The 23,785-nt window shown below is 72.2% G+C and carries 22 protein-coding genes; 16 read left to right on the top strand and 6 right to left on the bottom strand.

Annotated features, from left to right (window positions below; translation table 11 throughout):
• Positions 1 to 123: 123 nt before the first annotated feature.
• The gene (fabF, locus tag ACWD5D_RS05570; RefSeq protein ID WP_451371481.1) at positions 124 to 1,362 is read right to left on the bottom strand and encodes a beta-ketoacyl-ACP synthase II; all 1,239 of its coding nucleotides are present in this window, start codon (positions 1,360 to 1,362) and stop codon (positions 124 to 126) included.
• 542 nt (positions 1,363 to 1,904) lie between these two features.
• On the opposite strand from fabF, the gene ACWD5D_RS05565 reads away from it, so the two are divergent.
• Positions 1,905 to 2,162 (top strand): acyl carrier protein, encoded by a 258-nt coding sequence (locus ACWD5D_RS05565; RefSeq protein ID WP_451371480.1) that lies wholly within the window; start codon positions 1,905 to 1,907, stop codon positions 2,160 to 2,162.
• 45 nt (positions 2,163 to 2,207) lie between these two features.
• Here ACWD5D_RS05565 and ACWD5D_RS05560 read toward each other — a convergent pair whose 3' ends face one another.
• Positions 2,208 to 2,441: a hypothetical protein gene (locus tag ACWD5D_RS05560; RefSeq protein ID WP_451371479.1), complete on the bottom strand. Its 234-nt coding sequence runs from the start codon at positions 2,439 to 2,441 to the stop codon at positions 2,208 to 2,210.
• Positions 2,442 to 2,580: 139 nt separating this feature from the next.
• Positions 2,581 to 4,218: a citramalate synthase gene (gene cimA, locus ACWD5D_RS05555; RefSeq protein WP_451371478.1), complete on the bottom strand. Its 1,638-nt coding sequence runs from the start codon at positions 4,216 to 4,218 to the stop codon at positions 2,581 to 2,583.
• 223 nt (positions 4,219 to 4,441) lie between these two features.
• On the opposite strand from cimA, the gene ACWD5D_RS05550 reads away from it, so the two are divergent.
• The 3 genes from ACWD5D_RS05550 (at position 4,442) to ACWD5D_RS05540 (ending at position 6,808) form a co-directional block, all read left to right on the top strand.
• Entirely contained in the window at positions 4,442 to 5,131 is a 690-nt protein-coding gene (locus tag ACWD5D_RS05550; RefSeq protein WP_451371477.1) for a 4'-phosphopantetheinyl transferase family protein, read from the top strand.
• 386 nt (positions 5,132 to 5,517) lie between these two features.
• Positions 5,518 to 6,051 (top strand): DUF6879 family protein, encoded by a 534-nt coding sequence (locus ACWD5D_RS05545; protein ID WP_451371476.1) that lies wholly within the window; start codon positions 5,518 to 5,520, stop codon positions 6,049 to 6,051.
• Between the two features lie 88 nt (positions 6,052 to 6,139).
• Positions 6,140 to 6,808 carry a DNA methyltransferase gene (locus ACWD5D_RS05540; RefSeq protein WP_451371475.1) on the top strand — a complete coding sequence of 223 codons (669 nt, stop codon included), beginning with the start codon at positions 6,140 to 6,142 and terminating at the stop codon, positions 6,806 to 6,808.
• A gap of 6 nt (positions 6,809 to 6,814) precedes the next feature.
• Here ACWD5D_RS05540 and ACWD5D_RS05535 read toward each other — a convergent pair whose 3' ends face one another.
• From ACWD5D_RS05535 to ACWD5D_RS05525, 3 genes are all read right to left on the bottom strand, one after another.
• Complete coding sequence (locus ACWD5D_RS05535; protein ID WP_451371474.1) at positions 6,815 to 7,546, bottom strand: PIG-L deacetylase family protein; 732 nt, start codon at positions 7,544 to 7,546, stop codon at positions 6,815 to 6,817.
• A 34-nt stretch (positions 7,547 to 7,580) separates the two neighbouring features.
• Positions 7,581 to 8,480 carry an alpha/beta hydrolase gene (locus ACWD5D_RS05530; RefSeq protein ID WP_451371473.1) on the bottom strand — a complete coding sequence of 300 codons (900 nt, stop codon included), beginning with the start codon at positions 8,478 to 8,480 and terminating at the stop codon, positions 7,581 to 7,583.
• Between the two features lie 80 nt (positions 8,481 to 8,560).
• Positions 8,561 to 9,031, bottom strand: coding sequence for a nuclear transport factor 2 family protein (locus ACWD5D_RS05525; RefSeq protein ID WP_451371472.1), 471 nt, complete (start codon positions 9,029 to 9,031; stop codon positions 8,561 to 8,563).
• 250 nt (positions 9,032 to 9,281) lie between these two features.
• Here ACWD5D_RS05525 and ACWD5D_RS05520 point away from each other — a divergent pair, with 250 nt between their 5' ends.
• The 12 genes from ACWD5D_RS05520 (at position 9,282) to ACWD5D_RS05465 (ending at position 23,743) form a co-directional block, all read left to right on the top strand.
• Positions 9,282 to 11,156, top strand: a complete 1,875-nt coding sequence (locus tag ACWD5D_RS05520; protein WP_451371471.1) for a BTAD domain-containing putative transcriptional regulator — start codon at positions 9,282 to 9,284, stop codon at positions 11,154 to 11,156.
• Between the two features lie 205 nt (positions 11,157 to 11,361).
• Complete coding sequence (locus ACWD5D_RS05515) at positions 11,362 to 12,906, top strand: acyl-CoA carboxylase subunit beta (protein WP_451371585.1); 1,545 nt, start codon at positions 11,362 to 11,364, stop codon at positions 12,904 to 12,906.
• Positions 12,903 to 13,145 (top strand): acyl-CoA carboxylase subunit epsilon, encoded by a 243-nt coding sequence (locus tag ACWD5D_RS05510; protein WP_451371470.1) that lies wholly within the window; start codon positions 12,903 to 12,905, stop codon positions 13,143 to 13,145. Before ACWD5D_RS05515 ends, ACWD5D_RS05510 begins: the two co-directional genes overlap by 4 nt.
• Positions 13,145 to 14,143, top strand: coding sequence for an ACP S-malonyltransferase (gene fabD / locus ACWD5D_RS05505; protein WP_451371469.1), 999 nt, complete (start codon positions 13,145 to 13,147; stop codon positions 14,141 to 14,143). The genes ACWD5D_RS05510 and fabD overlap by 1 nt, the downstream gene beginning before the upstream one ends.
• Positions 14,144 to 14,229: 86 nt before the next feature.
• Complete coding sequence (locus ACWD5D_RS05500; RefSeq protein ID WP_451371468.1) at positions 14,230 to 14,643, top strand: acyl carrier protein; 414 nt, start codon at positions 14,230 to 14,232, stop codon at positions 14,641 to 14,643.
• A complete protein-coding gene (gene acpS, locus ACWD5D_RS05495; RefSeq protein WP_451371467.1) occupies positions 14,615 to 15,175 on the top strand; it encodes a holo-ACP synthase in 561 nt (186 codons plus the stop codon). The genes ACWD5D_RS05500 and acpS overlap by 29 nt, the downstream gene beginning before the upstream one ends.
• Positions 15,176 to 15,288: 113 nt before the next feature.
• Entirely contained in the window at positions 15,289 to 16,578 is a 1,290-nt protein-coding gene (locus ACWD5D_RS05490) for a beta-ketoacyl-[acyl-carrier-protein] synthase family protein (protein ID WP_451371466.1), read from the top strand.
• A 29-nt stretch (positions 16,579 to 16,607) separates the two neighbouring features.
• On the top strand, positions 16,608 to 17,909 hold the full coding sequence (locus tag ACWD5D_RS05485; RefSeq protein WP_451371465.1) for a beta-ketoacyl-[acyl-carrier-protein] synthase family protein: 1,302 nt from the start codon (positions 16,608 to 16,610) through the stop codon (positions 17,907 to 17,909).
• Between the two features lie 38 nt (positions 17,910 to 17,947).
• Complete coding sequence (locus ACWD5D_RS05480; protein WP_451371464.1) at positions 17,948 to 20,314, top strand: beta-ketoacyl synthase N-terminal-like domain-containing protein; 2,367 nt, start codon at positions 17,948 to 17,950, stop codon at positions 20,312 to 20,314.
• Positions 20,311 to 21,405: a 3-oxoacyl-ACP synthase III family protein gene (locus ACWD5D_RS05475; RefSeq protein WP_451371463.1), complete on the top strand. Its 1,095-nt coding sequence runs from the start codon at positions 20,311 to 20,313 to the stop codon at positions 21,403 to 21,405. Before ACWD5D_RS05480 ends, ACWD5D_RS05475 begins: the two co-directional genes overlap by 4 nt.
• Positions 21,406 to 21,461: 56 nt before the next feature.
• Positions 21,462 to 22,460, top strand: coding sequence for an aldo/keto reductase (locus tag ACWD5D_RS05470; protein ID WP_451371584.1), 999 nt, complete (start codon positions 21,462 to 21,464; stop codon positions 22,458 to 22,460).
• Positions 22,461 to 22,522: 62 nt separating this feature from the next.
• On the top strand, positions 22,523 to 23,743 hold the full coding sequence (locus ACWD5D_RS05465) for an FAD-dependent monooxygenase (RefSeq protein ID WP_451371462.1): 1,221 nt from the start codon (positions 22,523 to 22,525) through the stop codon (positions 23,741 to 23,743).
• Positions 23,744 to 23,785 lie beyond the last annotated feature (42 nt).

The following is a 23,785-nucleotide window of genomic DNA, read 5'->3' as shown; positions in this document are numbered from 1 at the left end:
CTGCCGGCCTCTTCGTCCGCCAGGTGCCCCGGGGCGCCGCCCTCACCGCCGGCGTTCCCTGCGCCCGCCGGGCCGGCCGGTCGCGGGACACGGTCGACGTCGGACCCTCTGGGCGTCGGATCGTCAGAGCGGGTCGGGGGCGGTGAACACCACGACGCAGTTCTGGCCGCCGAAGCCGAAGGCGTTCGCCATCGCCGTACGCACGGGAACCCGCCGAGCGACGTTGGGCACATGGTCCAGGTCGCACTCCGGGTCCGGGGAGTTCAGATTGATCGTGGGCGGCACGACGCCGTCGCGGATGGCCAGCGCGCACACCATCGCGCTCAGCGCGCCGGCGCCGGCGAGCAGATGGCCGACGGTCGACTTCGGGCTGCTCACAGGGATCCGGTCCACCGCCGCGCCGAACGCCGCACGGAGCGCCATGGTCTCGGTGCGGTCGTTGGCCTTGGTCGAGGTGCCATGGGCACAGACGTAGTCGATGTCGTCGGGTGCGACCGCGGCCCGTTGGACGGCTGTCGTGATCGCGGCCGCGGCGTACTCACCTGTCGGGGACGGGGCGCTGACGTGGAAGGCGTCACAGTTCAACGCGGCACCGCTGACAGTGGCGTACGGGGTGGCTCCGCGTCGGCGGGCGTGCTCGGCGGACTCGAGGACCATGACCACCGCCCCCTCGCCGAGCACGAACCCGTCCCTGTCCGCGTCGAACGGGCGGCTCGCCGCGGTGGGGTCGTCGTTGCGCCGGGACAGCGCGCCCATGGTGGACAGACCGTTCATGAACACCGGCGTGATCCCCGCGTCGGTGCCGCCGCAGACGACCACGTCCGCCTCGCCGGAGAGGATCAGGCGCCGCGCGTCCATCAGGGCGTACAGGCCGCTCGTGCAGGCCAGCGCGTTCGCGTTGACAGGGCCGTGGACGCCGAGGTCGATCGCCACTTCGCAACTGGGCATGTTCGCCAGCGAGTACGGCACGAAGTAGGAGCTCGGTTCTCTGTCGGCGACCAACTGCCGCGTGGCTGCCTCGATGGTGTCGAAGCCCGCGACCGCTGCGTTCACCACGACCGCCACCCGGTCCCGGTTGTCGTCGTCGATGTCCAGCTTCGCGTCGGCCACCGCTTCGCGCGCCGCCACGACGGCGAACGCGGTGAACCGGGAGATACGTCGGGTGCGTTTGGCGTCGAAATGGTCGGAGGGCCGGAAAGATTTCACTTCGCCGGCGATTTTGGTGCCCATTCCGGTGGCGTCGAAAGCGGTGATGGGTGCGATGCCGGATCGGCCCGAGACCATCGCTTCCCAGCTGCTCTCACGATCATTTCCGACCGGAGTCAGGGCCCCTATGCCTGTGATTACCACGTCATCATGCATTGCACCGACACTACGCCGCCGAGTCGATGCGGGCAATACCGTCCGACAGGCCTTCCGCTCCGCATGCCCAGCCTGGACACCGGGATGATCCGGTGTCAAAATAGGGAACCGTCACCATCGCCGGAATGGGCCTGCGCCCGCCCGGAGGAATAACGGATTCCGATTCCTGCGGGGCGGCCGTCAGGAGCTGCAAGAACTCTGTTCGCCGACTCGTTTTGGCTGGTCAGAGCATCTTTCGGCAGCGAGTTGGGGGCCTGGCGACCTGCGGAGGACACCCGTCCGGCCTGTTCGACCTGTTCGGCTTCGACGCCGGATTCTTCGGCACATCTCCCCGGGAGACGTGCGCCGCAAATCTTGACAGCACCTATTATTCAAGCAATTCTCGGGAATTCTTCGAGTACTTTTCGAGCGGTGCTCAAGCGTTTATCTAGTACGCCTGGAGACAGTATAAGAGGCGTTCGTGATCGCATTTCTCATACGCTCGGACTGCAGGGCCCGGCCACCCGCGGCTGGCTTTCCGTACAACCATAAGGAGAAATCCCATGTCCAAGCCCACTGAGGTGACCGCGGAGGACGTGCACGAGCTGCTCCGCACCGAGCTCGTCGACCTCGGCATACCGGAGGAGGCCATCTCCGCGGAGACCACGATCGACACGCTGGAGATCGACTCGCTCGACATCGCCGACCTGATGGTCACGGTCAAGCGGGAGTACGGGCCGGACATCCGGCGCGCCGAACTGGCCGGTGTCACCATCGGCCAGCTGGTCGACCGCATCCTGGCCGACGCCTCCATTCGCTGACACCGATGCCGGCGGTGGCCGCGCCCATCAGGTCGCGGCCGGCGCTCAGCAGGACATCCGCACGCGCACCGCTCCGGCGGCGGCGAGATCTCGGCCGATGCCGGGGAAGCCGATGCCGGGGAAGCCGATGCCGGGGAAGCCGATGCCGGGGAAGCCGATGCCGGGGAACAGGCGCTCCAGGCCCGCCTCGGCGGTGAGTAGGAGGCGGTGCGTGTGCCGCGCCCGGGGAACGCCCCGGCGCCGTTCCGCGCCGTGTGGCATCCGGGCGAGTTCGGTCATGGCGGCCCGGTCCGTGAAGCGGGTCGACGCAACGGCCGCTTGAGCCCGGCAGTCCCCGCGCCGGTCATCAACGCGGGGAAGCCGGCATCAAGCGGCCCTCGACGCGGCCGTGAAAGTGCCGCCGTGACAGTGCCCGGGATCAGCCGCCGGCGGAGAAGAGGGCGGGCTCGGCGAGCGGGGCGGCCTCGGGAGCCGGCCCCGCGCTGTCGCGCAGCGTGTACCGGAACGCGTCCAGCAGCGCGTGCCACGAGGCGGTGACCAGGTTCTCGTCGACGCCGACGGTGCTCCAGCGCCGATGGCCGTCGACGAACGTGGCCAGCACCCGGGCCGGGGCCGCGCTGCCCCGTCCGCCGGTGGGGATCCGTACCTGGTAGTCCGTCAGCTCCAGCCCGGCCAGCGCGGGAAAGAGTGTGTCAAGGCCCTGGTGCAGCGCGCGGTCCAGCGCGTTGACCGGTCCGCTGCCCTCTCCCACGGCGTCGACCGGCTCGCCGCCGGGGACCCGCAGCCGCACGCGGGCCTCGGTGACGGCGTCGTCGGAGCACTGCTCGACGGTGACCCGCCAGGATTCGACGGTGAACGGCTGCCTCTCGGCCGTCTGCCCGAACAGCGCCTCGCGCAGCAGCAGTTCGAAGGAGGCGTCGGCGGACTCGAAGCTGTAGCCCTTGTTCTCCAGTTCCTTGATGCGCGCCGAGGCCCGGGCCACCGGTTCGGAACCGGCCTCCACCGTGTAGCCGAGCTCGCGGGCCTTGAGCTCGACGGACGACCGGCCGCCCAGGTCGGAGACGAGGGTGCGCATCCGGTTGCCCACGACGTCCGGGTCGATGTGCTGGTACAGATCGGGGTCCACCCGCAGCGCGGAGGCGTGCAGCCCCGCCTTGTGGGTGAAGGCGGAGGAACCGACATAGGGGTCGGCCGGCCGCGCAGGGCGCCCGGTCAGCTCGCTGATGGCGCGGGCCGTGGCGGCCATGCCGGCCAGTCGCACGACCGGCAGGACCTCGATGCCCCGCTTGAGGACGAGGTCGGCGGCGACGGTGAACAGATTGGCGTTGCCGCACCGTTCGCCGTACCCGTGGGCGGTGCCCTGCACCTGCACGGCGCCCGCGTCGACGGCGGCGAGGGTGTTGGCGACGGCGCAGCCGGTGTCGTCGTGGCAGTGGATGCCGAGCCGGGCACCGGTCTGCGCGAGCGTGTCGGCCACGGCCTCGCGGACCTGGTCCGGCAGCGAGCCGCCGTTGGTGTCGCACAGCACGACGGCGTCGGCACCGGCCTCCACCGCCGCGCGCACGCATTCATGGGCGTACGCGCGGTTCACGCGGTAGGCGTCGAAGTAGTGCTCGGCGTCGACGAACACCCGCCGGCCGGCGTGGACGAGATACCGCACGGTGCTGGAGATCATGGCCAGGTTCTCGGCGAGAGAGGTCCGCAGCGCCCGTTCCACGTGCCGGACATCCGTCTTGGCGACCAGGGTGATCACCGGCGCGCCCGAGTCGAGCAGGGCCTGGACCTGGGGGTCCGTGGCGGCCAGCGCGCCGGGGCGGCGCGTCGCGCCGAACGCGGCCAGCTCCGCGTTCTCCAGGGTGAGTTCGGTGCGGGCGCGGCGGAAGAACTCGGTGTCCCTGGGCACCGCGCCCGGCCACCCGCCCTCGATGAACCCGACGCCGAAGGCGTCCAGGTGGCGCGCGACGGCGAGCTTGTCCTGCACCGTCAGCACCATGCCCTCCTGCTGGGTGCCGTCCCGCAGCGTGGTGTCGTAGAGCTGCACGCCTTCCACTGCCATCACCGTGACCCTCCTGGGTAGCTCACTGGGCGCCACGGTCCGGCAGAGCCCTCAAGAATCGCTTGACCGGAGCCCGGTGGCACCGGCGGGCGTCCGCGCGGCTCGACTCACCTTGTGCCGGGCCGTCATGCCCGTCGCCGAACGGCCGTACAGATGGCAGTGGTCGAGCCACCCGCCCCGGTACGCTGTGCGGCTGCGCGCGGGCTCGAGGGGACGGGGAGCGATGACTGAGGCGGGCGGCCCGGTGGCCGTGGTGGCAGGCACCGACGAGGTGCTACGGCATCCGCTGGCGGGGACGCACCTGCTGAACGAGGCAGAGCGGGGGCGACTCGCGCGGTTCCACCGGGAGACGGCCCGTCGGGACTTCGTCGCCGCGCACGCTCTGGTCCGGCTCTGCGCGGGGTGGCTGCTGGGCGTCGCCCCGACCGAGGTGGCCTTCGCCCAGCACTGCCCGACGTGCCGCGGGACCGACCACGGCCGGCCGCTGCTCGCCGACCGGCCGGACGTGCATCTGAGTCTCTCCCATGCCGACGGCGTGGTGGCCGCCGCCGTCGGTCACGTCCCGGTGGGCATCGACGTGGAGAGGCTCGGGCGTGGCCGCAGGACCGAGCTCATGCACCGCGTGCTCACCGCCGCCGAGCTCGCTCTGGTGACTGCGCATACGGACCCTGATCACGCCTTCCTGCGTCAATGGGTCCGTAAGGAGGCATTCGTCAAGATAGGCAGGACGGACCTGGATTCGCTCGACGCCCTTGATCTCTCGGCGCTTCCGCTGGGCGGGCGAGGGGACGGGACACCACTGCGCTTCGAAGACCTCTACGTCATGGACGTGACCGATGCGCGCCGGGATTGCCTGGCCGCGGCGGTGAGCACCGAACCGACTCGTCTGGGCGGCGCATCGATGCTCGGGTGACCGCGGTACGAGGTCGTGATGTCCGCGCTTCCGCGCCGGGTGGCGGGAGGCTCGTACGGCGAGGCTGCCGGACCGGTCCTCTAGCCCGGTTCGAGGCCGAACCTGTCAACTGGGGTCAAGGCCATGGGCTCGCCTCCCACGGCGGGCACTGGCGAAGGGCGGTGCGTTCGGATGACCGCGCCCCAAAAGTCGGGCAGGCGACCGACCGCTGACGGGGAGCATCTCCGGCGATCGCCGACCGGCTGCGCCCGCGCACGTGCTGACGGGCGTCGGCGAACCGGTGCCCGCGACGTGCCCCGCCGGGCCGCAGCCGGTGGAGCCGCGGGCCGAGGCGCTCGCCGATCGGTTCGACCTCACTCTGGTACGACCTTGGATTGGAGACTCGCATGTCGAGCAACTTCCCGGCCTTCGCCGAGTTGATCGCGCAGACCAAGCACTCCGCCGTCCATCTGGAGACGCGCGACATCTACACCCCGCAGGGGCCCGTCTTCGTGGACTGGCAGAAGGGCGTCCCGATCGAGTACGACCGGCACGGTGACTGGATCGACCTGGTGCAGGACGCGACGAAGCGCGGCATCGACTGGCGGCGGGCGCGGATCGTGTCCGAGCCGGTGACCGACTTCATCCAGTACGAGTGGGAGACCACCACGATCGTCAACGTGCCCGCCGGCGAGAAGGTGCGCTGGCTGCCGCGGGAGCGCGCCTCGGACCTGCTGCTGCCGGGCAACGACTTCTGGGTGTTCGACGACAGCCTGGTGCGCTTCACCAACTTCCACGGCGACGGTTCGTGGGGCCCGCACGAGTTCTCCGAGGACCCGAAGCTGATCCAGCGGTGCAAGGAGGCCTTCGAGGCCGTGTGGGAGCGCGCCGTCGACCACGCCGACTACACGCCGCCGCGCAAGGAGCAGGCCGCGGCCTGAGGCGCCACGCCCCGACGACCCCTCCCCCGTCACCGCGGGCCTCGTTCGCGGGACGGGAGACGGGTCGTCTTCGTCGTAGGAGGAAAACATGACGGCATACCGGATGCTCCACCTGGACAGCGCGGACAAGGCACGTGAGCGGCCACCGGGTGCGCGTAACGACATCCACTTCACCGAGGCGCAGGTCCGGCCGATCGTGGAGGCGTTCAGTCCGCCGGGCGGCCGGGTGCTCGACCCGTTCTCCGGCTACGGGACCACCATCGTCGTCGCCGACCGGCTCGGCCGCGTCGGCACCGGGATCGAGCTGCAGGAGCAGCGCGTCGCGTCGAGCAACGCCCGGCTGCCGACGGGTTCACGGAGCCGCTTCCTCGCGGGCGATGTGCGCGACTGGGACCGGCTCGGGCTCGGCGAGTTCGATCTGTGCCTGACGAGCCCGCCGTACATGGCGCGGCACGACCACCCGGAGAACCCGCTCACCGCGTTCCGCACCATGGACGGCTCCTACGGGCGCTACCTCGCCGAGCTGGCGGACATCTTCGGCACCATCGGCAAGCATCTGCGGCCGGGCGGCAGGATCGGCGTCTGTGTCGGCAACTTCCGTGATTCCAGCGGCAAGGTCACCCCGCTGGCGTTCGACATCGGGCACACGCTGTCCGCGGTGCTCGAGTTCGAGGGCGAGATCTACTTCGAGTGGAGCGCTCCGTCGGAGAGCCTCACCGGCGACTACTGCCTGCTGTTCTCCGCTCCCGGGTCCTGATCCGGCTCAGACACCGATGATCTCGAACGGCATGGCCGGCACGTTGCCGAAGCGCTCGCCGAAGCGCGTGAGCTTGGTGGTGAGGTAGCCGGCCACGTCGGCCATCGGGTTGTCCGGCGGCAGCGAGGCCAGATAGCCGGCGTGCGCGGCCAGTGCCTCGATGCCGGCGTCCATGCCGTCGGTGACGTCGAGGGCGTGCCCGGAGTCCGGGGAACCGCCGACCGCCACGAAGCGCACGCCGGCCCACGGCTTGAGGCCCTCGTCGCCGAGTTCGGGGAAGACCCAGGGGTTGCCGGCGTCGCTCGCCGCGTCGAGCAGTGCGACGCCGACGTTGCGGTGGTCGGCGGTGTTCCAGTCGCCGCTGCGCCACCGCTCGTAGAAGTTGATGGTGACCAGCACGTCCGGGCGGTACCTGCGGATCGAACGCGCGAGGTCACGGCGCAGCGGCAGGCCGTACTCGATGACGCCGTCCGGGTGGCCGAGGAAGTCCACGTCCCCCACCCCGACCGCGGCCGCGGCCCGCAGTTGTTCCTCGGCGCGCATCGCGCCGGTGGCCTCCGGGTCCATGGTGGCGATCCCGGCTTCGCCGCGGCTCACCACGGCGTAGGCGACGAACTTGCCCTGCGCGGTCCACCTGGCGACCGCGCAGGCGGGCCCGTACTCCAGGTCGTCGGGATGCGCGACGACGCACAGGGCGCGCTGCCAGTCCTCCGGCATCGGCTCGTACGGCTCGGTCATGTCGTCTCTCCAAAGGTGCGCGTCGGCCGGGTCTTCACGAAGTGGTCTGCGCGGCGGATTGCAGGCACTCCTCGAAGAAGGCGAGCGCGCGCAGGTGGTAGCAGCGGGCGGCCCGGCCGAGGCTGATGTTGTGGCCGGCGTCGGGCTGGTGCTCGACCCGGACGACGGGGGCCTTGGTCAGCCGGGAGGTCAGATCGGCGATGTCCTGCTCCTCGTGCAGCCACCAGGCCTCGTGCTCGGCGAAGGTCAGCCGCAGCGGGATGTCGATCCGTGGGGCCAGTTCCTCGAACATCCGCGGCCACAGGGTCATTTCGGCGGCCTCGCGGGCGGGCATGGGGGCGAGCAGGGCCTCGGCCGCGCGGAAGGTGCCCGGGGGGTACAGCCCCAGCGGGCCCCAGTTGCGCTCCCAGTCCATGTGGCGGCGCAGCCGCGGCCGGTCGGCCGGCTCGATGTCGAAGCGGTGGCCGACGCCGGAGGCGTCCAGGGCGAGCAGGCCGGGGGTGCGCGCGACGGTCGTGAGGGCGAGCTTGCCGCCGTAGGAGTGGGCCAGCAGCAGGAACCCCCGCCCGACGGCGTACCGTTCGGCGAAGGCGTCGAGTGCCTGGGGCAGGACGGCGGCCTGCTCGTCGAGGGTCAGGCCTGCGGGTATCTGCTCCGCGGACCGGCCGTAGCCGGGCCGGTCGAGGGCCAGCACCGTGAAGCCGAGCCGGGCGCCCAGCGTGAGCAGGGACAGGTCGGGGTGGACCTGTCCGTCGAAGTAGCCCGCGTGCATGCCGCCGCCGTGCACGGCGACGACGGTCGCCCGCGGCGGCCCGTCGGGCGGCTCGGCCAGCAGGCCGGACAGGGTGAGGCCCGCGGCCTCCAGGAGGAGCGGGCGCACCCCGGCCGAGTGGGTCTGCGACGGCTTCTTCCGGTCCGTCCTGGACACGCTCATGGGTGGTCCTTGTCGGTCGGCGATGGACTGGGCCCCGGGCAGCCGGGGCGCCCGGACGCGGGCACCCCGGCACGGGAGGCTCAGGCGAGCTGACGGGCGAAGGTGGCCATGTCGAAGTAGAGGGTCTCGTCGATCAGCACGTCGCCGTCGAAGTGGAAGAAGACGGCCACGGGGGCGTCGACGGTCTTGCCGCGGTTGGGTATGCCGCGCCAGTCCGCCTCCTGCTTGGCGCGGAACTGAGCCTCCAGGATCACCGCGGTCGGCGTGTGGTGGACGTGGAACAGGCCGTGGTCGGCGACCGGGAAGGCCTTCTGCAGTTCGGCGAAGTAGCCCTTCTTGATGGCCTCTTCACCGACCAGCGGCCCCTCCTCGAACGGCATGACCCGGTAGACGCCGCCGCGCGGGAAGGTGGCGATCACCCCGTCGATGTCCCAGGCGCTCTCGGCGACGGTGTGTTCCATGACGACCGCCTCGCGCTTCTTGCGCAGCTCGGCGTCGGGCTGCGGAAGATCCGCGCCGGGCAGAGTGAACTCGTGCTCCTCGGTGGCCATGGGGACTCCTTCGGACTTTGGCCGGTTCGGTTCGGGAGGCGACGCTAGGCCTCTCCCCTCGCCTGTCCCTCGCGCTCGGCTGGAGCGCGAGCGCCGCTCGTGCGCGGCCCGCGAACGGCGCGGGCCTCGACGGTGCAGGACGGCCACGGAAACGGAATGAGGTGCTCCGTCCGGGCAGAGCGGAAATCTAGGAGCGCTGCACCGGCCGGAGTTAGCTTTCCGGGCACTGAAGGGATACGGGTGATCTTCGATGGAGCTCCGGATACTGGGATCGATAGAACTCTGGACGGGCAGCGCCCTGGCCGATATCGGCCCCGCGCGGCAACGCAGCATCCTCGGCGCCCTGCTGGTCGATCCCGAACGGCCGGTGCCCCTGGAGGCACTCGTCGACCGGGTATGGGGAGACCGGCCGCCCGCGGGAGTCCGCAACGTCGTCCACACCTACGTCACCCGGCTGCGCCGTGCGCTCGCCCGGGCCTCGGCGGAGCTGCCCGAGCCGATCGGCCTGGTCAGGTCGCCGGCCGGCTACCTGGTCTCGGTCGATCCCGGCGCGGTGGACCTGGTGCGGTTCCGCCGGCTGCTCAAGAGCGCCCAGCAGGAGGCCCTCGGCGACCAGGAACGCAGCACGCTGCTCCAGCAGGCCCTGACCATGTGGCGGGGCGACGCGCTGAGCGGCATGCACAGCGACTGGGCGGCCCGGGTCCGGGAGACGCTGCGGCAGCTGCACCACGAGGCACTCAGCCAGTGGGCGGACACCGAGATCCGGCTCGAGCGGCCCGGCACCGTCCTCGCGGAACTCCGCGCCGCTCTGCTGACCGACCCGCTCTCCGAGCAGCTCGGCGAACGCCTGATGCTCGCTCTCTACCTGGAGGGGCGCAGCGTCGACGCTCTTGAGCACTACCAGTCGATGCGCCGGCTGATCGCGAAGGAACTCGGCACGGATCCGTCGCGGCGGCTGCAGCAGCTCTACGAGACGATCCTGCGCGGCGACGCGGCCGCTCCCGCCCCGCCGCCCGAGCGGAGCGGCGAGGCGCAGGGCACCGGGACGCACCAGATCCTCGCCCCCTCCCGGACCGCGCCCGTCGTCCCGCAGATGCTGCCGCTCGACCTCCCCGACTTCACGGGACGCGAACGCGAACTCGACCTGGTCCAGCGGACCCTGACGCGACCCTCCGAATCGCAGCCGCCCGCCGTCCTGGTCGTCGGCGGAGGAGGTGTCGGCAAGACCGCGCTGGCCGTGCACCTGGGGCACCGGCTGCAGTCCGCCTTCCCGGACGGCCAGTTGTTCGCGGCGCTGCGCGGCAGCGGCGCGCGTCCGGCGGATCCCCACGCGGTGCTGGGACGGCTGCTGCGCGCGCTGGGGACGGACCCCGACCGGATCCCGGCCGACCCCGACGAGCGCGCCGAGGTCTACCGGCTGGCTCTCGCCGGGCGTCAGCTGCTGATCACGCTCGACGACGCGATCGACGACGAGCAGGTGCAGCCTCTGCTGCCGGGCAGCGGGGACACCGCGGTGCTGCTCACCAGCAGAGGCCGGCTCAGCACTCCGCTCGGCGCCCGCGTCCTGCAGCTGGCGGACCTGCCGCACGGGCACAGTGTGCGGCTCCTGGCCCGGATCCTGGGCACGGAGCGGGTCACCCAGGAGCCGGCCGCGGCCGCCGCGATCGCCCGGTACTGCGGCGGGCTGCCGCTCGCCCTGCGCGCCGCGGCCGTACGCCTCAACGCCCGGCCCCACTGGTCGCTGCGCCGCTACGCGGAACGACTGAGTGACGAGGCGCGGCGTCTGGACGAACTGGCGCACAGCTCGCTGAGCGTGCGCGCCAGCTTCACGGCGTCGTACAACGCGCTGCCCGAGGACGCCCGCGAGGTACTGCGCCGCCTGGCCGACCTGACGGTGTCCGAGTTCGACGCCCATCTGGCGTGCCCGGTGCTCGGCAAGGACTTCGCCACGGTCGAGGACGCCTGCGAACAGTTGGTGGAGGCCCACTTCCTGACCGTGGCCGAGGCCGCCGTGGCCGACCTCCCCACCCGCTACCGGCTCGACGGCCTGCAGCGCAGCTTCGCTCAGGCGCTCCGGACGGAGCGTGCCGGCGAGGCGACCGAGACCGTACAACTGCCCGTATAGGGCCTCGACCTGGGAGTACACCCCCGGTCAAGACGCGCTCCAGTTCTGCGCCCACCCCGCTGTCCGACAGTTGTACGGACGACGCGACAGGGCAGGACAGAGAGGGATCGCTATGGCTCTTCCGGACGCTCCCCCGGCCGTGCTGCCGGACCTCGGCGAGACCGACTCGCACACCCGGCCGACGGCACCGGTGCGCACACCCACGATGGCGGACCTGACCGACGAGCTCACCGCCCGCCGGGCCGAGGCCCACTTCGGCCACGACCCGGAGGCCGACGCCCGCCACCTCTCCAAGGGCAAGCTGCTGGCGCGCCAACGCATCGACGAACTGCTCGACCCCGGCACGTTCACCGAGCTCGGGCTGTTCGCCGAGCACCGGGCGACGGGCTTCGGCATGGAGGATTCGCACCCCGAGGGTGACGGAGTGATCACCGGGTGGGGCGAGGTCGACGGCCGTACGGTCTTCGTCTTCGCTCACGACGCCCGGGTCCGCGGCGGTGCGCTGGGCGCGACGTTCGCCGCGAAGATCCACCAGCTGCTGGACCTCGCCGACTCCGTCGGCGCCCCGGTCATCGGCCTCAACGACGGCGGCGGCGCCCGCATACAGGAGGGCATCGACGCGCTGGCGGGCTTCGGCAAGCTCTTCGCCCGCAACGTCCGCGCCTCGGGCGTGGTGCCGCAGATCAGTGTCGTGCTCGGTTCCTGCGCGGGCGGCGCGGTCTATTCGCCGGCACTCACCGACTACACGTTCATGGTCGAGGGCATGGCCAACATGTTCATCACCGGGCCCGACGTGGTGCAGGCGGTGACCGGCGAGAAGATCACGCAGGAGGAGCTCGGCGGCGCGTACACCCACGGCACGCGAACCGGCGTGGCGAGCTTCGTGGCCCCGGACGAGGAGTCCTGCTTCGAGGGCGTACGGGAACTGCTCTCCTACCTGCCGTCGAACAACGCCGAGACTCCGCCCTGGACGAGGCCCCTGGACGAGCCGGACCGGCGCTGCGAGGAACTGCTGCGTCTCGTGCCGGTCGACGACCGGACGCCGTACGACATCAGGACGGTCATAGGCCACATCGTCGACGACGGCGACTACCTGGAGATCCAGGAGAGCTGGGCGCCGAACATCGTGTGCGCCATGGCCCGCCTGGACGGCCACACGGTGGGCATCGTGGGCAACCAGCCCGCTGCCATGGCGGGGGTGCTGGACATCGACTCCTCGGAGAAGGCCGCACGGTTCGTGCGCACCTGCGACGCGTTCAACATCCCGCTCGTGACACTGGTCGACGTGCCGGGGTTCATGCCCGGGACCGAACAGGAGCACAACGCGATCATCCGGCGCGGCGCGAAGCTCCTGTACGCGTACTGCGAGGCGACGGTGCCGCGCGTGCAGGTCATCCTGCGCAAGGCGTTCGGCGGCGCGTACATCGTCATGGACTCCAAGTCGATCGGCTCCGACCTGTCGTTCGCCTGGCCGTCCAACCAGACGGCCGTGATGGGCGCCGACGGGGCCGCCAACATCATCTTCCGTCGGCAGATCAACGCGGCGGCGGAGCCGGAGAAGCTGCGCCGGGAGCTGGTCGCCGAATACACCGAGCAGCTGATGAACCCCTTCGTCGCCGCCCGGCGCGGTCATGTCGACGACGTCATCGATCCGGCGGACACCCGGCGGGTGCTGATCAAGTCCCTGGACATGCTGCGCACCAAGCGGTCCCGGCAGCCCATCCGCAAACACGGCAACGAGCCGCTGTGAGCACGCCACCGGCCACCCCGCTGTCGGTGCTGCGGGGCAACCCCACACCGGAGGAACTGGCCGCGCTGCTGGTCGTGCTCACCGCGGTGCTCCGTGCCCCCGACCCACAGGAGACGCGGCAGGCCGCCGGGCGCGGCTGGGGGCGGCCGGCGGCCTGGCACCGCCCCGAGCCCGCCACCGCACCCGACGCGGCCGGCTGGCAGCGCACCCCCGCACCGACTCACGGAAGGAGTACCTGATGACCGGTCGGACCGGCTTCGTCAGCCCCGGCACGCCGACCGGCTGCCTGGCCATGTTCCCCGGGCAGGGCTCGCAACGGCCCGGCATGGCCGGGCACCTGCTCGACACCCATCCCTCGGCCCGGCGGCTGTTCGCACAGGCCGACGAGATCCTGGGCCTGCCGCTGTCGCGGATCTGTGTGAGCGGCAGTGCCGAGGAACTCGGCCGCACCGAGATCACGCAGCCCGCGATCGCCACGACCAGCCTCGCCGTATGGGATCTGCTGCAGGCCGCCGGCTACCGGCCCGCGGCGACTGCGGGCCACAGCCTCGGCGAGTATCCGGCCCTGGTGGCCGCCGGGGTGCTGTCCCTGGAGTCGGCCCTGGAGCTGGTGCGGTTGCGCGGCCGGCTGATGGGCGACGTGGCCCGTGAGGTGCCCGGCGCGATGGCGGCCGTACTGGGCCTGCCCGCGGACCAGGTGCTGGCCGCCTGCGACAGCGCCGAGGGCGTCGGCCTGGTCCAGGTCGCGAACTACAACGAGCCGCTGCAGACCGTCATCTCGGGGCACGCCCGCGCCGTCGAGGAGGCCGGCCGGGCCGCGCTGGACGCCGGCGCCGAGCGGGTCGTGCCGCTGGACGTGGGTGCCCCCTTCCACTGCTCGCTGATGAGGGCGGTGGAGGAGGAGTTCACCGAGGCGCTCGCCGCGCGGCCGTTCGCCGATCCCGTCCTGCCCGTGATCAGTTCGGTCACCGGCACCTACGTCCGCTCGGGCGAGGAGGCCCGGGAGCTGCTGCGGCGTCAGCTCACCGGCCCTGTCCGCTGGGTCGAGGTGCTGCGCACGGCCGCACGGCACCCGGTGAGCGCGTACACCGAGATCGGCCCCGGCCGGGTGCTCAGCGGACTCGCCCGCCGGACGCTCCAGGAGGTCCCCACCCGCTCCACCGGAGACCCGCGTCGCCTGACGGCGCTCCACGCCGCCCTGGCATCCGACGCGTGGCAGGAACCGGTGGCGTCCTGACGCCTCACGAACCGCCGGCCCGCCGGCCGGCCGCACCACCCCGGTCCGTCCATCAGCAGCAACCGTTCACGAAGGGTGAAGGACACATGTCGTACGAGGGTAAAGACTTCGGCACCATCGTCCAGGAGGCCGTCGCCGACGCGCTGGGCATCGACATCGAGGAGGTCGTGCCCGAGGCCACCCTGCTGGGCGACCTGGACGCCGAGTCCATCGACCTGCTCGACGTCCTGTTCCGCATCGAGCGGGCGTCGGACGTGAAGATCAAGGTCGCGGACATCGCCGAACTGCTCCAGGGCGGCATACCCGACGAGGAGTTCGCCGACGAGGACGACATCATCAACGAGGTCGGGCTGGCCCAGCTCAAGAAGTCGCTCCCGCAGATCGACGTGCGGGAACTGGCCGGCAAGCTCACGGCGGACGAGGTGCTGACCCTCTTCACCGTGCAGAACCTGACGGATCTGGTGACCGAACGTGCCGCGCTCGCCACAGCCGCTGCGTGAACCGGGCGCGGGGCGGTCACCGGACCGCCCCGCCCCGCCGCCACTGCGGGTGCGCACCGGCATGGACCTGGCCGAGGTGGCCCGGGTCGAGGAGCTGATGACCGCACAACCCGGGCTGCGGGAGAGGGTGTTCACACCTCGCGAGCTGGCCTACTGCGATCGCCGCAGACGGGCCGGCGAGCACCTCGCCGGCCGCTGGGCCGCCAAGGAGGCCGTACTCAAGAGCCTCGGGACCGGTATGGGCCCGCGCATGGAGTGGACGGACATCGAGGTCGTCAACGACCGCGACGGACGCCCCCGGGTGCGGCTGTACGGCGAGGTGGAGGCCGTCGCCCGGTCCCTCGGTATGCACCACATCGAAATCTCCCTGAGCCACAGCGGAGGTCTCGCTGTGGCGCACGCCGTCATGGTGTGCCTGCCCGACCCTCCCGACACGGCCCTCGAACCGGAGCCGTCCACCCGCACGACGCCCGACACGGCAACAGCCCGCACCACACACACGGCAGAAGGAGACGATCGGCATGAGGCGTGACGGCCCGACCGCACAGCTCGGCCTGGGGCGGCCCACGACCGAGGGAGGGCGATGATGCGGTTCCATCCGATCGACCGCGTCGACAGCCGGGAGCCGCGGACGGAGGCGCTGCGATGAACCGCAGAGTGGTCGTCACCGGCATGGGCGCCGTCACGCCGCTGGGCAACGACGCGCCGACCACGTGGCAGGGGCTGGCCGAAGGGCGCAGCGGAGTCGGCCAGTTGACCTCGATCGACACCACCGGCATGGACGTGACCATCGCCGGCGAGGTCAAGGACTTCCGGCTCACCGACGCCGTACCCGGTTCGGACGGGCTGCGCCGTCTGCTGCGGTCGGGCACCTTCGCCGTGGGCGCGGCCTGGGAGGCGCTGAGCGACTCGGGGGTCGGCAAGGAGACGTACGACAGCGCCGACATGGGCGTGGCCATGGGCGGAAGCTGTGACCGGCCGGACCTGCAGTGGCTGGTGGACGTCGGGGCGCTGCGCGAGGAGAGCGGCCGGGACGACGCGTTCTTCCCGTACTCGCCCTCGGCCGCCCTGTCCTACAGCCAGAACATCCCCACCGCGGCGATCGCCCGGATGCTGGACGCGACCGGCCCGATGCTGGGTGTGTCCACCGCCTGCTCGGGCTCCGCGCACGCCGTCGGGGAGGCTTTCCGCTCCATCGCGGAGGGCGACGCGACGCTCATGCTCGCGGGCGGCTTCGACTCGCTGACGTCCTGGCTCGACCTGGTGGGCTTCAGTCTGCTGGGCGCGCTGACGAAGGAGTACAACGACGACCCGGAGCGGGCCAGCCGCCCCTTCGACGGCAAGCGGTCCGGGTTCGTCCTCGGTGAGGGCGGCGTCGTCTTCGTCCTGGAGGAGCTGGAGGCGGCCCGTGCCCGCGGGGCGCACATCGTCGCCGAGATCCTGGGCTACGGCACCAGCCTGAACGCCTGGCGGGTCACCGACTCGCCGCCGGACGGCAGCGGAGCCATCGAGTCCATGCAGAGCGCGATCGCCGACGCAGGTCTGGAACCGGCCGACATCGACTACGTCGTGGCGCACGGCACCAGCACCCACGGCAACGACCTGTCCGAAACCACCGCGATCAAGAAGGTGTTCGGCGACGACGCGCAGCGGCTGCTGATCAGCTCGCCGAAGTCGATGGCCGGTCACCTCACCTCGGCGGGGGCCGCGTTGAGCATGTTCGCCGCGATCGGGGCGATCAACCACTCGCTGGTGCCGCCGACCATCAACCAGGAGACGCCCGACCGCCGGCTCGGCCTCGACTACGTCCCGAACACGGCGCGTGAGCGGGACGTGCGGCACGCCCTCATCAACGCGTTCGCCTTCGGTGGCACCAACGTCGGGCTGGTCGTGGGGCGTTACGAGCCGGAGGGGACGGAGGGGGCGGAGCGATGACGACCCCACAGCGATTCGGAGGAGCACCGATGAGCGGCACCGGACGCCAGGTCGTCATCACCGGCATCGGCCTGCTGACCGCGCTGGGTGAAGGCCCCGAGGCCAACTGGAAGGCGCTGGTGGCCGGTGAGTCCGGGATCGGCACGATCCGGGCGTACGACCCCTCGCCGCTACAGACCCGGCTGGGCGGCGAGATCGCCGATTTCGACGCCACTCGGTTCGCCACCAAGCGCCAGCTGCGCACCATCAACCGCGGTGACCGCCTCGCGCTGGCCGCCGCCCGGCTCGCCCTCGACGACGCGGGCCTGCCGCACAACCAGGCCGGCGGCGACGAGCTCGGCCACCGGGCCGGCCTGTACCTCGGGGGCAACAAGACGATCGGCCGCATGGAGCAGCTGATCGAGGAGCTGAAGGTCATCCGCCGCCCGGACGGCAAGGCCGACCTGGCCCACCTCGGCCGGCACGCCGACGTCATCATGCCGCCGCTGTTCTTCGTCGAGGGACTGCAGCCCGGCGCGGTGTTCAACATCTCGCAGACGTACGGCATCCGGGGTTCCAGCACCTTCTTCGCGGGCGGCGCGGACGCGGGTGCCACCGCGATCGGCCGGGCCATGCGCGCGGTGCGCCGCGGGGACGCGGACGTGGTCATCGCGGGCGGCTACGACGACGCCACCGACTGGTGGCAGATGACGCTGCTCGACCGGCTCGGCGTGCTGACCACGCGCAACGACCTGGGGCAGCAGGCGTACCGGCCCTACGACCGCGGCCGCAGCGGAGCGGTCCCCGGCGAGGGCGCCGCGCTGCTGGTACTGGAGGAGAAGCAGGCGGCGCTGCGGCGCGGCGCCCGCGTCTACGCCGAGCTGACCGGCTACGGCGCCGGCCACGACTCCCGTACCCCACCGGCGCCGGACGCCGAGGGCCGGGGCCTGTCCCGGGCGGTGCGGCATGCGCTGCGGGACGCCCGGCTGACCGCCGACGACCTCGGCTACATCGCCTCGGACGGCTCCGGCACCCGGCTCGGGGACGCCTCCGAGAGCGTCGCCCTGCGCACCGCGCTGGGCCCGGCCGCCCGGTCTGTGCCGGTCAGCACCGTCAAACCGCAGACGGGCCACCTCGTCGGCGGCGGCGGTGCGCTGAACGCCGCCGTGTCCGCGCTGGCCCTGCACCACGGGGCGGTGCCCGCGACGCTCAACCTCGACGACCCCGACCCGGTGTGCGACCTGGACCACGTCCGCGGCAGCGCCCGGGAGTCCAGGCCCGCACACGCGATGGCGCTGGCCCGGGGCATCGAGGGGCAGGCCGTGGCCCTGAGCCTGTCCAGGCCCGCGTGAGCGGCCGAACAGCCCTGTCCAGAGAGGGAAGCAGACGCATGACTGACGTTCCTGACCAGACCGTCCGCGTCGTGATCGCCTCAGTGGGTGCGATCACCTCGCAGGGCGGTTCGGCCGAGGCCCTGTGGGAGGGGGTGCGCGCGGGGCGGGTGGCGATCTCGCCCGTGCGCGGCCTGTCCATGGACGGCTACCAGACCGCTGTGGGCGGCGAGATCACCGAACCCCCCTTCCCCGTCCACGACTACGCCCCGGGCTCCGACACCCACGATTCATCCATCGACTTCGCGCTGACCGCCGCCGAGGAGGCCATGGCCGGCTCGGGCCTGCGGGTCGGCGTGGACATCCCCGCAGAGCGTTGGGGCGTCGCGTACGGCACCTGCCACGGCGGTCTGCGCAGCGGCGAACTCGCCCTGCGCGAGGTGCAGGAGGGCCGCACGCCCGACTGGCACCGCTACACGTTCGTCCCGCCGCAGGCCGGCGCCGAGGCGCTCTCCGCCGCCTTCGGCCTCAAGGGGCCGGTACTCAGTGCCAACACGGCCTGCGCCTCCAGCGCGCACGCGCTCGCCCACGCCCTGGAGGTGATCCGGGCGGGCCGGGCCGACGCGATGCTCGTCGGCGGCAGCGACGCCTTCACCGAGTCGGCGTACGCCGGGTTCAGCAGCCTGGAGTCGCTCTCCGTGCAGCCCGCGGCCCCCTACTCCAAGGACCGCTCGGGTCTGTCGCTGGGCGAGGGCAGCGGCATGCTCCTGCTGCTGTCGGGGGCGGTGGCCGAGCGGACCGGTGCCCCGGTCGTCGCCGAGGTGCTGGGCTACGGCCTGTCCGCCGACGGCCACCACCCGACGGCACCGCACCCCGAGGGCGAGGGCGCGGCGCGGGCGATCCGTGCGGCCGTCTCCTCCTCGGGCCTGACCCCCGACGACGTCCGGTACGTCAACGGGCACGGCACCGGTACGCCGAAGAACGACACGGCGGAGAGCAACGCGGTGCGTGCCGCGCTCGGCGACGCCGCCGAGAAGACCGCGCTGTCCAGCACCAAGTCGATGATCGGCCATCTGCTCGGCGCGGCCGGCGCGGTGGAGGGCATCGTCACGGTGCTGGCCCTGCGCGACCAGGTGGCGCCGCCCACCGCGAACTTCACCGGACGGGATCCGGGTTGCGGTCTCGACCCGGTGGCGGGGACGGGCCGCCCGATGGTGCTGGACACCGCGCTGTCCAACAACTTCGGGTTCGCCGGCGCCAACGCCACCGTCGCCTTCGCCCGCCCCGGCGGCGCCGCTGTGCCGGCTCCGGCCGCCGGCCCGGACGACGTCGTGGTGACCGGGTTCGGTGTGATCACCTCGGCCGGCGAGGGGGCCGAGGCGCTCTGGGAGGCGTACGCGGCCGGGCGTCGGCAGGGTGTGCCGGAGGACGGACTGCGCCTGGCCCGGGTCGAGTTCGACCGCTCGGCCGCCGGCTCCGCCAAGGAGCGCCGGCGCATGGACCGGGCCTCCCAGCTCGCCGTCGCCGCGTGCCGGGCCGCCCTGGCGCATGCCGGGGCGGACGGCGACGCGGACGCCGTCGCCGCGACCGGCGTGGTGGTCGGCACCCAGATCGGGCCGATGGAGAGCAGCGAACGGTTCACCGTCCCGGTGCTGTCCTCGGGCGCGCAGGCCGCGAACCCGGCCGTGTTCCCGTCCACCGTGTACAACGGTGCGGCCGGCCAGGTCGCCATGGCTCTGGGCACCAAGGGGCCGACGTCGACGCTGACGTCGGGGCACGCGGCGGGCGCCGCCGCCCTGGGTGTCGCGTACGACATGCTGCGCGCCGGGCGCGCAGAGCGCCTGCTGGTGCCCGCGGTGGAGGCGTTCTCACCGGGCACGCTGGACGCGTACCGCGGCATCCCGCTGTTCGGCACGGCGGCCGGGCGCCGGTACACGCTCGCCGAGGCCGGCATCGCGCTGGTGCTGGAGCGCCGGGCGAGTGCCGAGCGGCGCGGCGCCCGGGTCCACGCCGTGGTCCTGGGGCACGCGACCGCGTCGGACGCGTGCGGCATCGGCCGCTGGGACCCGTCCGGCGACGGCGTGGAGCGGGCGATGCGCGAGGCGCTGCGCGGCGCCGGGCTCGGGCCGGACGACGTCTTCGCCGTCTGGGCGAACGCGGCGGGTCTGGCTGCCGTCGACCGTCCCGAACAGGCCGCCGTGGAGCGGGTGTTCGACATGGGCCAGGTGCGGTTCGAGGCTCCGAAGCGGGTCCTCGGCGAGCCGGTCGGCGCGGGTGCCCACCTGTCGGCGGTCCTCGCCGTCGGCGCCTGGCGCGAAGGCGGGGAACCCGGCCCGGTCCTGGTCAACAGCTCGTCCCTCGGCGGCACCCACACGTCGCTCGTCCTGTCCCCCACCCCTCTCTCCGGAACGGAGTCCGGCCGATGACCACCGCGTACGACGTGAGGATCCTGTCCACCGGCGGCTATGTGCCCGGTGACCCGCTGGACAACGCCACGCTGGAGAAGTATGTCGGGCCGCTGCCCGACGACGTCCTCGACGGCATCCAGGTCAGGACCCGGTACTGGATGATCGACCCGGTCACGGGCAAGCACGTGATCAACAACAGCCGGATGGCCGAGCGGGCCTCCCGGCAGGCCCTGGAACGGGCCGGTGTGGAGCCCGGCGAGGTCGACCTGATCGTGGTGTGCACCGCGACCCCGGAGTACACGCTGCCCAACGTCGCCACAACGCTGCAGCACTACCTGGGACTGGAGAGCGTGGCCGCGATCGAGATCCGCGGGGCCTGCGCGGGCTGGGTGCAGGCGCTGGACCTGGCCCGGCGGCAGCTGGCCGACGGGACGGCGCGCACCGCCCTCGTGGTGGGGAGCGAGGCCGTCTCGCCGCTGATGGCTCCGCTCTTCCTGGACAAGGACCCGGCGCGCGTGCGGATGCGGGACCGGCTGACGCTGTACACGTTCGGCGACGGCGCGGGTGCCGTGGTGCTGCGGGCCGAGCCGGCGGGGGCGTCGGCGGAGGAGTCCACCTTCGTCAACGCCTGTGTGGGCGGCCTGCGCAAGCCCGGTATGGAGATCATCGGCGGCGGTACGGACGTGTCGCAGGCGGAGCAGCTGCGCCGGCGCCAGCTGATCCAGATGAAGATCGACGTGCCCGGCACCTCCACGTTCGGGCCGCAGGTGTTCGTCCGCGCGATCCAGGAGATGGCGCGGGGGGAGGGCCGGGCGCTCGGGGAGTTCGACGCGATCGTGCTGCCGGAGGGGAACGCCGACTATTTCGCCGGCGAGTACCAGGCCGCCGGACTGTCCGCCGAGGACAACCAGGCGCTCACCGGGCGGATCGTGGAGAACCTGGCCGATGTGGGCGCCACCGGTTCGGCCGCGGTGCCGCTGTCGCTGGACGCGGGCTGGACCTCGGGGCGCATCCGGCCCGGCGACCGGATCGTGCTGCTCGGCATCGAGGCCAGCCGGTACGTCTACACCGGGCTCTCGGTGACCTGGCGGGCACCGCTGCCGGCCTGAGTCGCCGTCACCTCAGTCATCAGACGCAACGCAACTCCAGGAGGCATCAAGTGGCAATGGAACATCGCACGTTGGGAAAGACCGGGCTGGACGTCTCCGCCCAGGGTCTCGGCTGCATGGGCATGACGATCGGGTACGGCGAGACGGACGCGACCGAGGCGCTCGCCACCCTCCACCGGGCGCTGGAACTCGGCGTCACCCTGCTGGACACCGCCGACATGTACGGCCCGTACGCCAACGAGGAGCTGATCGGCCGCGCCGTCGCCGGGCGCCGAGACGAGGTCGTGCTCTCCTCCAAGGTGGGCAGCGAGATCGACGCCGACGGCCAACTCACCTGGCGGGTCAACGGCCGCCCCGACTACATCCGCCGGTCGATCGAGGGCAGCCTGCGCCGCCTGGGCACCGACCACCTCGACCTCTACTACCTGCACCGGGTCGACCCCGACGTCCCCGTGGAGGAGTCCTTCGGCGCGCTCGCCGGCCTCGTGGAGGCCGGACTCGTCCGGCACCTGGGGATCTCCGAGGCGGGGCCCGCGACCATTCGGCGCGCCCACGCCGTGCATCCGCTGACCGCCGTACAGACCGAGTACTCGCTGTTCACCCGGGACGTCGAGGTCAACGGCGTGCTGGAGACCGTGCGCGAGCTGGGCATCGGCTTCGTGGCCTACAGCCCGCTCGGCCGCGGATTCCTGAGCGGCACCATCCGCGGCACCTCCGACATCGCCGAGGGCGGCTTCGACTTCCGGCGCATCGCGCCCCGTTTCGAGGACGAGAACATCCGCCGGAACCTGCCCGTCGTCGACCAGCTCAGCGATCTCGCCGCCGCGGCCGGCACCACCGTGAGCCGCCTCGCGCTCGCCTGGGTGCTCTCCCGCGGCCAGGACGTCGTCGCCATCCCCGGCACCAAGCGGCGCACCTACCTGGAGGAGAACGTCTCCGCGAGCGACCTGCACCTCTCCGACGACGTCCTGGCGGCGATCGACTCCATCGCCCCGTACGGCATCACGGCCGGCGACCGCTATCCGGCCAGCGAGATGCCCCAGCTGAGCCGCTGATCCCCCGTTCCCCCGTTCCCCCGTTCCCCCGAGCCATCCGCCCCGACCTCCGGGAGAAAGCAATGTCCGTAACCGCACTCCGTCCCATACGCCGAGTTCTCATCGCCGGCGGCGGGCTCGGCGGTATCGCCACCGCACTGGCCCTGCAGCAGCAGGGCATCGACTCCGTCGTCTTCGAGCGCGCGCCGCAACTGCGCGACGGCGGCGCCGGACTGCACATCTTCACCAACGGCATGCTCGCCCTGGCCCACCTCGGGCTCGCCGACCGGGTCGCCGAGATCGCCCCCGCCCAGTCCGTGTGCCACTTCGCGACCTCGACCGGCCGGGTCATCGGCACCTACCCGGTGGGCGAGTTCGTCGAGCGCTACGGGCAGCCCACGGTCGCCATCGGCCGCTCCGACCTGCACGGCATCCTGCGCGACGCCGTGACCGCGCCCATCGTCACCGGCGCCGAGGTCACCGGGTACACCGAGCACGCCGACGGGGTGAGCCTCCACTTCGCCGACGGCACCTCCGAGGACGGCGACCTGCTGGTCGGCGCCGACGGCGTCCGCTCCGCCGTGCGCGCCAAGCTGCTCGGCCCCCAGCCGCCCGACTACACCGGCTACATCGCCTGGCGCGGCCACGCCAGGATGAGTCCCGAGGAGTTCCCGCCCGGCAGCTTCCAGGCCCTGTTCGGTCCCGGGACCCGCTTCACCTACTACGACATCGCCCCCGGCGTCGTGCACTGGATGAGTGTCGCCAACGGGCCCGCAGGCGGGCGCGACGAGGGCACGCCCGAGCAGACCCTGGACATGCTGCGCGCCCGGCACGCCGGCTGGACCGACCCGGTGCGGCAGATCCTCGACGCCACCGTGCCGGAGAGCATCCTGCGCGGCGACGTGGTGGACCGCAAGCCCGACCCCGTCTGGGGGCGGGGCCGGGTCACCCTGCTCGGCGACGCCGCGCACGCCGTCAGCTTCAACATCGGGCAGGGCGCCTGCCTGGCCATCGAGGACGCCCTCGTACTGGCCGAACACCTCGCCGCACCCGGTGCCGCCGTCACCGGGGCGCTGCGTGCCTACGAGGCCGAGCGGCAGGAGCGCACCCGGCCGATGCAGCTGCTCGCGCACCGCATCGGCGTGATGGGCGCCCTGCAGAACCCGGCCGCCATCTGGCTGCGCGACCGGCTGCTGAAGCTCGGCTGGTCCCGCACCCTGCACACCACGGAACACGAACACGTCGCCTACGCCACGCGGTGGGCCTCGGCCTCGGCCTCGGACGCCGCCGCGACCGCGGCGTGAGCGCGTTCGTAGGCACCCACGCTCACGACGAGAGGACTGCTG

The organism is Streptomyces sp. NPDC002520 (assembly GCF_053595235.1).
The sequence above is the reverse complement of the archived record's forward strand: the minus strand, read 5'-3'. Positions and strand labels throughout refer to the sequence as shown.